The sequence below is a fragment of the Kitasatospora sp. NPDC018619 genome, from assembly GCF_044391605.1.
In the GTDB taxonomy this organism is placed as follows: Bacteria; Actinomycetota; Actinomycetes; order Streptomycetales; family Streptomycetaceae; genus Kitasatospora.
The window spans coordinates 351,281-362,612 of the sequence record NZ_JBISAI010000003.1 but is presented as its reverse complement, the minus strand read 5'-3'; the positions used below and the strand labels follow the sequence as shown (position 1 = coordinate 362,612).

9 protein-coding genes are annotated in these 11,332 nt (G+C 73.8%); 2 read left to right on the top strand and 7 right to left on the bottom strand.

Annotation, left to right across the window (positions count from 1 at the left end; translation table 11 throughout):
• Positions 1 to 339 precede the first annotated feature (339 nt).
• The gene (locus ACH5AR_RS06665) at positions 340 to 2,847 is read left to right on the top strand and encodes a CDP-glycerol glycerophosphotransferase family protein (RefSeq protein WP_396300261.1); all 2,508 of its coding nucleotides are present in this window, start codon (positions 340 to 342) and stop codon (positions 2,845 to 2,847) included.
• A gap of 1 nt (position 2,848) precedes the next feature.
• Here the strand turns inward: ACH5AR_RS06665 and ACH5AR_RS06660 are convergent, their stop codons facing one another.
• The 6 genes from ACH5AR_RS06660 to ACH5AR_RS06635 form a co-directional block, all read right to left on the bottom strand.
• Positions 2,849 to 3,403, bottom strand: coding sequence for a 2'-5' RNA ligase family protein (locus tag ACH5AR_RS06660; protein ID WP_396300260.1), 555 nt, complete (start codon positions 3,401 to 3,403; stop codon positions 2,849 to 2,851).
• Positions 3,400 to 4,395: a tryptophan--tRNA ligase gene (gene trpS / locus ACH5AR_RS06655; RefSeq protein WP_396300368.1), complete on the bottom strand. Its 996-nt coding sequence runs from the start codon at positions 4,393 to 4,395 to the stop codon at positions 3,400 to 3,402. Before trpS ends, ACH5AR_RS06660 begins: the two co-directional genes overlap by 4 nt.
• Positions 4,396 to 4,470: 75 nt before the next feature.
• Positions 4,471 to 5,796 carry a hemolysin family protein gene (locus ACH5AR_RS06650; RefSeq protein ID WP_396300259.1) on the bottom strand — a complete coding sequence of 442 codons (1,326 nt, stop codon included), beginning with the start codon at positions 5,794 to 5,796 and terminating at the stop codon, positions 4,471 to 4,473.
• Positions 5,797 to 5,904: 108 nt separating this feature from the next.
• The gene (locus ACH5AR_RS06645; RefSeq protein ID WP_396300258.1) at positions 5,905 to 6,897 is read right to left on the bottom strand and encodes a malate dehydrogenase; all 993 of its coding nucleotides are present in this window, start codon (positions 6,895 to 6,897) and stop codon (positions 5,905 to 5,907) included.
• A 213-nt stretch (positions 6,898 to 7,110) separates the two neighbouring features.
• Positions 7,111 to 7,536: a DUF3017 domain-containing protein gene (locus ACH5AR_RS06640; RefSeq protein WP_396300257.1), complete on the bottom strand. Its 426-nt coding sequence runs from the start codon at positions 7,534 to 7,536 to the stop codon at positions 7,111 to 7,113.
• Between the two features lie 19 nt (positions 7,537 to 7,555).
• Positions 7,556 to 8,410, bottom strand: coding sequence for a bifunctional methylenetetrahydrofolate dehydrogenase/methenyltetrahydrofolate cyclohydrolase (locus ACH5AR_RS06635; RefSeq protein ID WP_396300256.1), 855 nt, complete (start codon positions 8,408 to 8,410; stop codon positions 7,556 to 7,558).
• Between the two features lie 581 nt (positions 8,411 to 8,991).
• Between ACH5AR_RS06635 and ACH5AR_RS06630 the strand changes: the two genes are divergently transcribed.
• The gene (locus tag ACH5AR_RS06630; protein WP_396300255.1) at positions 8,992 to 9,615 is read left to right on the top strand and encodes a hypothetical protein; all 624 of its coding nucleotides are present in this window, start codon (positions 8,992 to 8,994) and stop codon (positions 9,613 to 9,615) included.
• A gap of 82 nt (positions 9,616 to 9,697) precedes the next feature.
• On the opposite strand, the gene purH is transcribed toward ACH5AR_RS06630, so the two are convergent.
• The gene (gene purH, locus ACH5AR_RS06625) at positions 9,698 to 11,275 is read right to left on the bottom strand and encodes a bifunctional phosphoribosylaminoimidazolecarboxamide formyltransferase/IMP cyclohydrolase (protein WP_396300254.1); all 1,578 of its coding nucleotides are present in this window, start codon (positions 11,273 to 11,275) and stop codon (positions 9,698 to 9,700) included.
• Positions 11,276 to 11,332: the final 57 nt, after the last annotated feature.

Below are 11,332 nucleotides of genomic sequence, written 5' to 3'. Positions count from 1 at the left end.
TATTCGGGGCCCGTGGGGCCGGGGCGTTGCCGGCCCCCCCCGCCGCTGGGGTCCCCGGGCCGCGGGGGGCGGCCGTCGTCCCGGCCGCCCTCCGGGCCGGGGCCCGCCGCGTTCCCGGGCTTTCCCGCGGCTTCTCCGGCGCTTTCCCCGAAGGCTTTCCTCGAAGGCTTTCCCGGAGCTTTCCCGGGGCCGGGCCGAAAGGGACCGGAACACCGGACCGGCATTCGAACCGGAGTTCCCGGAAAAGCATTCCGTGGGCCCGGTCGAAAAAGCGTGCAATTGACCCGGACGGCATTTCCGGATGGGATGTTGACCTCCCTCCCGAAGGACTCCCCCGCCATGCCTGTGCTCACGCGGCTGGTCCTGCCGCACGCCGCCCCCCGGGTGACCGCCGACCGCCCCGCCGAGGACGAGGACGTCGTCTTCGGACTGCTGGGTGCCCGCTGGCTCGGCCGCGGCCTGGAACTGACCGGCTTCGCCCGCCCGCTGGACCAGGACACCGGCCGACCCGGCTCCGCCTGGACCTGGCTGACCCTGCGCCACCAGGACCGCGCCCAGCCGCCGCTGCACCTGCGCTCCCGCCCCCGCCGGATGCCCGAGGTCACCGACGACAGCGCCCAGCCCGCGCACAACCACGACTGGTCCGGCTTCACCGCCCTGATAGCACCCGGCCGGCTGCGCCACGGGGACCGCTGGCTGCTCGGCGACTGGCGGATCGAGGCCACCCTCTTCACCCGCCCCCGCCCCACCCGGGTGCGCCGCCGGTACGGCGCGCTCGCCCCGCACTGGTGCGGTTCCGGCGAGTACCCGCCGGCCCACTGGGTGGACCGCGACGTCCGGCTCCAGCCGTACTTCGCCGACGGCCGGCTGCGCCTGCGGCTGGAGCGGCCGGCCGTCCTGATCACCGGCGCCGCCCCCGCCGCCGACGGCCTGGAGCTGCGCGGGGTCGCCGACACCTGCCCGTCCGGCACCGTGCTGCGGCTGCGCCACCGGGAGAGCGACGCGGTGGTCGGGCAGCCGCTCGCCCGTACCGGGAACACCTTCACCGTCCGGGTGCCGTACCGGCCGTTCACCGCCGACGGGCGGGGCGGCGGCCGCCTGGAGCACTGGGACGCCGAACTGCTGCGCCCCGACGGCGCCGCCGTGCAGCTCTGCCTCGACGAGCGCGACGGCCCGGTGGCCGGCCAGCACCCGCTGCCCGGCGCCCCGGACCGCGTCCTCTACCTCAAGCACCTCGCCGACGGCCGGCTGCAGCTCTGCGTCCAGCCCGCGGCCGGGCTGGTCGACCGGATCGCCGTACGCGACGGCGGCTTCGAGCTGTCCGGCCACTGCCCGGGCCCGGCCGGGGCCATGGAGCTGGTGCTGCGGCACACCCGCTCCGCGAGCGAGGTCCGCACCCCGGTCGGCACCGGCCCGGACGGCCGTTTCCGGGCCCGGGTGCCCGCCACCCGGACCGGCTCGGACGGCGTCGCCCTGCCGCTGCGCAAGGGCCTCTGGGAGGCCGCGCTGGAGCCGGTCGGGCGCCCCGGGGACGGCCGTCCGCTGCTCGCCGCACCCGCCGCGCTGGGTGCCGTCCCCGCCGCCACCAGCGCCGGCGGCAAGCGGATCCTGCTCCAACGCCGGTGGCACGACACCCTGGTGGTGGACTCCACCCCGGTACTCGGCGCCGGCGAGCGCAGCGCCTGGACCCAGCACCGGCTGCGCACCGAGCACTACCCCGCCGCCCGCCGCGCGCCGCTGCGCGAGGCGGTGCTGTACGACGTGTTCGGCGGCCGCGGCTACGCCGACTCCCCGCGCGCCCTGCACGCCGAACTCGCGCGCCGCCAAGCCGGCTTGGAGCACCTGTGGGTGGTCGACGACGCCCAGGCCGAGCTGCCGCCCGGGATCGTCCCGGTGCGGAGCTGGAGCCCGGAGTGGTACCGCGCGCTGGCCACCTGCCGGTACCTGGTCGGCAACACCCACTTCCCGGACTTCCTGGAGCGCCGCCCCGGCCAGGTCGTCGTGCAGACCTGGCACGGCTCGCTGCTGAAGCGGATCGCCCACGACGTCGAGAGCCCCTGGCTGGCGGACCGCGGCTACCTGCGGGCGCTCGACCGGGAGACCCCGCAGTGGAGCCTGCTGCTCTCCCCCAGCCCCTTCGCCACCCCGATCCTGCGGCGCGCCTTCCGCTACGACGGCGAGCTGCTGGAGTCCGGCTACCCGCGCAACGACGTGCTCGTCCGCCCGGACCCGCGGACCGTCGCGTCCGTCCGCCGCCGGCTCGGCGTCCCGCAGGGCCGCCGGATCGTGCTGTACGCGCCGACCTGGCGCGAGGACCAGCAGCGCGGCGACGGCGACGGGTTCCGGCTGGACCTTCGCCTGGACCTCGGCCACGCCCGGCGCCTGCTCGGCGCCGACCACGTGGTGCTGGTCCGCCCGCACGCGCACGTGCGCGAGCCGCTGCCCGGCGCCGGCGACGGCTTCCTGTACGACTGCGGGGACTACCCCGACCCGCAGGAGCTGCTGCTCGTCGCGGACGTGCTGGTGACGGACTACTCGTCGATCATGTTCGACTTCGCCATCACCGGACGTCCGATGTACTTCTTCACCTACGACCTGGAGCACTACCGCGACACCCTGCGCGGCTTCACCTTCGACTTCGAGGCGAACGCCCCCGGCCCGCTGGTGCCGACCTCGGCCGAACTGCTCGGCGCCCTGCGCGAACTCGCCGACGGCGACGGCCGGCCCCCGCCGGGCCACGCCGAGCGCTACCGGCGCTTCCGGGCCGAGCACTGCGTGCTGGACGACGGCGGCGCGGCCCGCCGGGTGGTCGACCGGATGCTCGAACTGGGGCGGCAGGGCTGTTAGTTCACCCGAAGGGGTAGCTCCGCCAGGGGCGCCATACCTCGTCCGCGTCGAAGCGGGAGAGGCCGAAGCCCGGCACCGGGAAGTCCGCCCGGAAGTCGCGCGCCTGCTCGTACGCCTGGTCCAGCACGTCGTCCGGCAGGCCGTGGGCGACCGTCACGTGCGGGTGGTACGGGAAGGCCAGCTCGCGGGCCAGCGGGCCGGAGCGGATGTCCGCCTCCAGCAGCCGGCACTCCTGCGCGCCCTCCTCGACCCGGACGTACACCACCGGGGAGACCGGGCGGAAGGTCCCGCCGCCGCGCAGCAGCATCCGGAACGGCCGGTGCGCGGCGGCCACCGAGGCCAGGTGCTCCTCGATCTTCGGCAGCTCGTCGGCGGGCACCTCGGTCGGCGGCAGCAGGGTGACGTGCGTCGGTATCGACCGGGCCAGCGGATCGCCGTGCCCGGCGCGGGCGTCCTGGATCGCCGCGCCGTACGGGTCCGGGACGCTCACGGACACGCCGATGGTGACGACCTCGGGGAGGTCGCCGCCACCGGGCAGGTGCGTGAGGGGAGTCACCGCTTGGCGGCCGGGAGGAAGCCGATCCGGTCGTACACCGTCTCCAGCGTCACCGACGCCACCTCGCGGGCCTTCTCGGCGCCGAGCGCCAGCACCCGGTCCAGCTCCGCCGGGTCGTCCAGGAACAGCCGGGTGCGCTCCTGGAAGGGGGTGACCCACTCGGTGAACAGCTCGGCCAGCTCGGTCTTGAGGGCGCCGTACATCCTGCCCTCGAAGTGCTCGACCAGCTGCTCGACCGACCGGCCGCTGAGCGCGGAGTGGATCCGCAGCAGGTTGGAGACGCCCGGCTTGCCCTCCTCGTCGTAGGACACCACGGTGCCGGTGTCGGTGACGGCGCTCCTGAACTTCTTGGCGCTGGCCTTCGGCTCGTCCAGCAGGCTCACCAGGCCCTTGGGCGAGGAGGCCGACTTGCTCATCTTGACGGCCGGGTCCTGGAGGTCCTGGATCTTCGCCGTCTCCTTGAGGATGTACGGCTTCGGGACGGTGAAGGTCGGGCTGTAGCGGGTGTTGAAGCGCTCGGCGAGGTCGCGGGTGATCTCCACGTGCTGGCGCTGGTCCTCGCCGACCGGGACGGCGTCCGCCTGGTAGAGCAGGATGTCGGCGATCTGGAGGATCGGGTAGGTGAACAGGCCGACCGTGGTGCTCTCGGCGCCGTAGCGGGAGGACTTGTCCTTGAACTGGGTCATCCGCGAGGCCTCGCCGAAGCCGGTGAGGCAGTTCATCACCCAGGCGAGCTGCGCGTGCTCGGGCACGTGCGACTGGACGAAGAGCGTGCAGCGGTCCGGGTCCAGGCCGGCGCCGAGCAGCTGGGCGGCGGACACCCGGGTGTTCTCGCGCAGCGTCGCCGGGTCCTGCGGCACGGTGATCGCGTGCAGGTCGACGACCATGTAGAAGGCGTCGTTCTCCTCCTGGAGGTCGACCCACTGGCGCACCGCGCCCAGGTAGTTGCCGAGGTGGAACGAGCCGGAGGTGGGCTGGATGCCGGAGAGCACCCGGGGACGGTCCTTGACCGGACCAGTGACCGCTGCGTTGACCATGCGGGCCATTGTTCCAGCTCCACCGCTCGCTCAGGAAACCTCCGCCCCCGCGGGCTCGGCCAGTGTGACGGCACTCACCCCCACCCGGGCGATCCGCCGGCCCTCGACCTTGGCGACCGTCAGCAGCACCCCGCCGCCGCCCTCGACCGGGATCCGCACCTGGTCGCCGTCCCGGGGCAGCCGGCCGAGCGCGGCGACCAGGCAGCCCGCCACCGTCTCGTACGGGCCCTCGGGCAGGGTGACGCCGGTCTCCTCGGCGAAGTCGCCGAGGTTGAGCAGGCCGTCCAGCTCCATGCCGCCGCCGGCCAGCCGGCGGGTGGGGGCGGCCTCCGGGCGGTCGTACTCGTCCCGGATCTCGCCGATCACCTCCTCGACCAGGTCCTCCAGGGTGACGATGCCGGCGGTGCCGCCGTACTCGTCCACCACGATGGCCAGGTGGTGGCCCTCCCGGCGCATCTCGCCCATCGCCTCCAGCACCAGCTTGGTGCCGGGCAGCAGCTTGACCGGGCGGGCCAGGTCGCGGACCTTGACGGCCTGCTCGCCGCGCGCGCCGTACAGGTCGCGGACGTGGACGAAGCCGACCACCGCGTCGGCGCTGCCCTCGACCACCGGGTAGCGCGAGTGCGGCGAGGTGTCGGCCTGGTGCCGGACGGCGGCCAGCGGGCGCTCGGCGTCCAGGAAGGTCACCTCGGTGCGCGGGACCATCACCTCGCGCAGCTGGCGCTCCCCGGCGGAGAACACGTCGGCGATCAACGCCCGTTCGTCGCTGCCGAGTTCGGTGTTGGCGGCGACCAGTCCGCGCAGCTCCTCGGAGCTCATCGAGCCGCGGCCCGCCGTCGGGTCGCCGCCGAGCAGCCGGACCATCAGGTTGGTGGAGTGGCCGAGCAGCCAGATCGCCGGCCGCAGCACCACCGACATCACGTCCACCACCGGGGCCGCGACGACGGCGATGGACTCGGCGCGCTGCAGCCCGATCCGCTTGGGGGTCAGCTCGCCCAGCACCAGCGAGGCGTAGCTGATCACCAGGGTCAGGCCGACCAGGGCCACCGCGTCGGCCACGCCCTCGGACAGCCCGGCCCGGACGAACAGCGGGGCGACCTTGCCGGCCAGGGTGTCCGCGCCGAACGCGGCGGACAGGAAGCCCATGCAGGTCACCCCGACCTGGACGGCTGCCAGGAAGCGGTTGGGGTCGGCCGCCAGGTGCGCGGCGCGGGCCGCGCGCCGGGTGCCGTGCGACTCCAACGTCCGGATCTGGCCCTCGCGCAGCGAGATCAGCGAGATCTCGGCGACGTTGAACAGCCCGCCCAGCAGGATGAAGACGAGGACGAGCGCGGCGTCCCCGAGGGTTTCGTTCACAGCGGGCCAGTGTAGGACCGCGGCGGGCCCCGGACGGCGGACACGACGGCGGCCCGCCGCCTCCGGGAGGGAGGCGACGGGCCGCCGGGCGGGCCGTGCGGGGCGGGCTCAGATGAGGCCCAGCTCCTTGACCGCGTCGCGCTCCTCGGTCAGCTCCTTGACCGAGGCGTCGATGCGGGCGCGCGAGAAGTCGGAGATCTCCAGGCCCTGGACGATCTCGAACCGGCCGTCCTTGGTGGTGACCGGGAAGGAGGAGATCAGGCCCTCCGGAACGCCGTACGAGCCGTCGGAGACGACACCCATGGAGGTCCAGTCGCCCTCGGCGGTGCCGTTGACCCAGGTGTGGACGTGGTCGATGGCGGCGTTGGCGGCCGAGGCGGCCGAGGAGGCGCCGCGGGCGTCGATGATGGCCGCGCCGCGCTTGGCGACGGTCGGGATGAAGTCGTTCTCCAGCCAGGCCAGGTCGCTGCCGACGGCCTCGAAGGCCGGCTTGCCGACGATCTCGGCGTGGAAGACGTCCGGGTACTGGGTCGCGGAGTGGTTGCCCCAGATGGTGACGCGCTTGATGTCGGAGACCAGGGCGCCGGTCTTGGCGGACAGCTGGCCGACGGCGCGGTTGTGGTCCAGGCGGGTCATCGCGGTGAAGCGCTCGGCCGGGACGTCCGGGGCGTTGCGCTGGGCGATCAGGGCGTTGGTGTTGGCCGGGTTGCCGACGACCAGGACCTTGATGTCGTCCGCGGCGTGGTCGTTGATGGCCTTGCCCTGCGGGCCGAAGATGCCGCCGTTGGCCTGGAGCAGGTCGCCGCGCTCCATGCCCGCGGTGCGCGGACGGGCGCCGACCAGCAGCGCGACGTTGGCGCCGTCGAAGGCCTCGGCCGGCTTGTCGGTGATGGTGATGTCGCGCAGCAGCGGGAAGGCGCAGTCGACGAGCTCCATCGCGGTGCCCTCGGCGGCCTTGAGGCCCTGCGGGATCTCCAGGAGGCGCAGGTTCACCGGCACGTCGGCACCGAGCAGGTGGCCCGAGGCGATGCGGAAGAGCAGCGCGTAGCCGATCTGGCCGGCTGCTCCGGTGATGGTGACGTTGACGGGGGTGCGGGTCATTTCTACCTTCTCCAGCAAATCGCCAGGCGCCCCAGGCACACCGGCACTGGAGCCAGGATGATCTCTCGACATCGAGAGACCTGCGTCAGGTTATCGCAAAGGGAAGCGTACGCCTGGTGTCCCGGCGTGGCAGATACGTCACAGAAAACAGGCGGCCCCCGCCCGGGCCCTTGCTTTCCACGGGGCCGGGCGGGGGCCGTCGGGGCCGGCGGGTCAGTGCTTGGTCCGGCCCATGAGCTGGCCGATGTTGTCCAGCAACGGGATCTGCAGCCACGGGTTCGGCTGCGCCACCAGCGTCAGCAGCACGATCGACAGGCCCAGGAAGCCCAGCACGATCACGTCCGTGAAGCGGCTGCGCACCGCCAGCATCCCGACCTCGGGCAGCACCAGCCGCAGCACCGCGCCGAGCAGCACGCCGACGCCGAGGATCAGCAGGCCGTACTTGAACCCGTCCTTGAAGTCGGCGAACCAGGTCACCGCGAGGCCGGCGCCGACGACCAGCAGGACCAGCGTGATCGGCCACTGCCGCACCGGCAGGGCGTGATCGCGGCCGAGGGCCGCGGCCGAGCCCTCGGGCGGCAGGGTTCCGGTGGTCTTGACCGGCCTGCGGCGGGACCGTGCCGGTCGCGGTTCAGTCATGCTCGCCGTCCCTGGGGTGTCAGATGCCGGCGCGGCGCTCGGCCGCCTCGACGATGTTGTTGAGCAGCATCGCGCGGGTCATCGGGCCCACGCCGCCGGGGTTCGGGGAGATCCAGCCGGCCACCTCGGCCACGCCCGGGTGCACGTCCCCGACGATCTTGCCCTCGCTGCGGCTGACGCCCACGTCCAGCACCGCCGCGCCCGGCTTGACGTCCTCCGGCTTGACCAGGTGCGGCACACCGGCGGCGGCCACGACGATGTCGGCCTTGCGCAGGTGGGCGCCGAGGTCCCGGGTGCCGGTGTGGCACAGGGTCACGGTGGCGTTCTCGCTGCGGCGGGTCAGCAGCAGGCCGATCGAGCGGCCGACGGTGATGCCGCGGCCGACCACGACCACCTCGGCACCGTCGATCTCGACGTCGTGGCGGCGCAGCAGCTCGACGATGCCGAGCGGGGTGCACGGCAGCGGGCCCTCGATGCCCAGGGCGAGCCGGCCGAGCGAGGTCGGGTGCAGGCCGTCGGCGTCCTTGTCCGGGTCCATCAGCTCCAGGACCGGGTTCTGGTCCAGGCCCTTGGGCAGCGGCAGCTGGACGATGTAGCCGGTGCAGGACGGGTCGGCGTTGAGCTCGCGGACGACGTTCTCGACGTCCTCCTGGGTGGCGGTGGCGGGCAGCTCGCGCTGGATCGAGGCGATGCCGACCTCGGCGCAGTCCTTGTGCTTGCCGTTCACGTACCAGCGGCTGCCCGGGTCGTCGCCGACCAGGACGGTGCCGAGGCCGGGCGTGACGCCCTTCGCCTTGAGGGCCGCCACGCGGGCGGCGAGTTCGGACTTGATCGCGGCGGCGGTGGCCTTGCCATCGAGAATCTTGGCGGTCATGGCCCCATTCTCCCGGATCGCCGGGAGTCTCCGTACCGAGGGCGGCCCGCCGCCCGGACCGCCCTCGCCGGGGCGGTTCCGGCGCCGGTCCGGGGTGGTCCGGCGCCGGTCCGGGGTGGCTCCCGGGCCCGCCCGGCGCCGGGCGGGCCGGGGAACGGGCGGGTGAACGGACGGGTACGAAGGTCCGCGGCACATTGCGGTTGCGCCACAGTCTTGACGCGGCGCGCGGAACCGGCTGGACAGCGCGCCGTCGTCCGGATGACGATTAGCCCATTCCCGCCGCGAACCGGCCCGGTGACGGGCCGACGGCCCGCGGCGGAGCGCAACCGGGGGAAGAGCGAGTGAGTCGACCACAGCAGAGCGAGCAGTCCGACCGCGGGGGCACCGTCCCGCCCGCGCCGCACCCGTCGGCCGTCCCGCACCCCTGACGCTCACCACGCTGCGAGCCGCGGCGCCCGTCACCGCCGCCGGGCTGTCACTCCGCTCCGCTAACGTCCCCTTCGGCCGGTGCCCGACTCACCGGCCGGCACCGGGCCGTCAGCGTCCCGTCCCCGCGTCCCCGTAACTGCCCGGAGGCACTCATGAGTTACCCGCCCGACCCGAACAACCCGTACGGCCAGCCGCCGGCCGCCCCGGGCTACGGCTACCCGCAGCAGGCTCCGCCGCAGGCCGCTCCCGGCTACGGCTACCCCCAGCAGGCCCCGGCCTACGGGCAGTACGGCTACCCGCCGGTGGCGGCCCCGCCGCAGTCCATGCCGGGCCTGATGGTGACCGCCCGGGTGCTGCTGTTCATCGTCGGCGGCACCCAGGTGCTGGCGGCGCTGTTCTGCCTGATCGGGGCCGCGGCCGCCAAGGACGTCGTCAGCAACAGCAACACGAGCGACGAGGGCCTGCTCGCGATCGGCAACGCCGCCGCCGGGGTGGCGGCCGTCATCGGCGTCGTGTTCGCGCTGGCCGCGGCGCTGTCCATCACCCTCGGGGTGAAGTTCGGCAAGGGCGGCAACAGCGTCCGGATCGTCACCATCGTCTACGGCTCGATCGGCGGCCTGCTGGGCCTGCTCGGCCTGCTGGGCTCGTTCGGCGCCGAGAAGGGCCAGGCGGCGAACCTCGTCGTCGCCCTGCTGTGGGTGGCCATCAGCGTCATCTGGATCACCGCCGTGTGCACCCGGGACGGCGTCAACTGGTTCAACCGGCCGCGCTACTGACCGGCCCGCGCACCCGAGCGGCCCGGCTCCCTCCTCGGAGGGGGCCGGGCCGCTGCGTCACGGCGTCACGCCGTCGGCGGGATCAGTGGAAGAAGTGCCGTGCACCGGTGAAGTACATGGTCACCCCGGCCTCGGCGGCCGCCGCGACGACCTCCTCGTCACGGATCGAGCCACCGGGCTGGACGATCGCCCGCACACCGGCCGCGATCAGGATCGCCGGGCCGTCCGCGAACGGGAAGAAGGCGTCCGAGGCGGCGTAGGAGCCCTTGGCGCGCTCGCCGGCCCGCTCGACCGCGAGCTTGCAGGAGTCCACCCGGTTGACCTGGCCCATGCCGACGCCGACCGAGGCGCCGTCCTTGGCCAGCAGGATCGCGTTGGACTTGACGGCCCGGCAGGCCCGCCAGGCGAAGGCCAGCTCGGCCAGCTCGTCCGCGGACAGCGCCTCACCGGAGGCGAGCGTCCAGTTCGCCGGGTCGTCGCCCTCGGCGTGCACCCGGTCGGCGTCCTGGAGCAGCACGCCGCCGGAGACCGGGCGCACCTCCTGGCGGTTGGCCGGGGCCTCGGGGGCGAGCAGCACGCGCAGGTTCTTCTTGCGGGTGAGCACCTCCAGGGCGCCCTCCTCGTAGCCGGGGGCCACGACGACCTCGGTGAAGATCGGGGCGATCTGCTCGGCCAGCGCGACGGTCACCGGGCGGTTGACGGCGATCACGCCGCCGTACGCGGAGACCGGGTCGCACTCGTGCGCCTTGCGGTGCGCCTCCGCGACGTCGGCGCCGGTCCCGATGCCGCACGGGTTGGCGTGCTTGATGATCGCGACGGCCGGGCCGGCGTGGTCGTAGGCGGCGCGGCGGGCGGCGTCGGTGTCGACGTAGTTGTTGTACGACATCTCCTTGCCGTGCAGCTGCTCGGCGCCGGCCAGGCCGCCCGTGCCGTCGCTGTAGAGCGCGGCGCCCTGGTGCGGGTTCTCGCCGTAGCGCAGCACGTTCTGCCGCTCCCAGGTCGCGCCGAGGAACTCGGGGAACCGCTCGTCGCTGGGCGCGTAGCCGGCCTCGAACCAGGAGGCGACGGCCACGTCGTAGGCGGCGGTGTGGGCGAACGCGGCACCGGCCAGGCGCTTGCGGGCGGCCAGGTCGAAGCCGCCCTCGCGGACGGCCTCCAGCACGTCCGGGTAGCGGGCCGGGTCCACCACCACGGCCACCGACGGGTGGTTCTTGGCGGCGGCGCGGACCATGCTCGGGCCGCCGATGTCGATCTGCTCGACGCACTCGTCCGGGGTGGCGCCGGAGGCGACGGTGGCCTTGAACGGGTAGAGGTTCACCACGACCAGGTCGAAGGGCTCGACGCCCAGCTCGGCCAGCTGCGCGCGGTGCGACTCCAGCCGCAGGTCGGCCAGGACACCGGCGTGCACGCGGGGGTGCAGCGTCTTCACCCGCCCGTCCAGGCACTCCGGGAAGCCGGTCAGCTCGGAGACCTCCGTCACCGGCACGCCGGCGGCGGCGATCCGGCCCGCGGTGGAGCCGGTGGAGACGATGGCGACCCCGGCGGCGTGCAGGCCCTGGGCCAGCTCCTCCAGACCGGTCTTGTCGTACACGCTGATCAGCGCGCGACGGATCGGACGGACGTTCTCCGAAACGGGCGCGGTGGTGGAGCCGGCACTCATGCTCCCACCTCGCTGCGCTCGGCGGGCGCTGCGCGCCAGGCACCTTCCTCGACGACT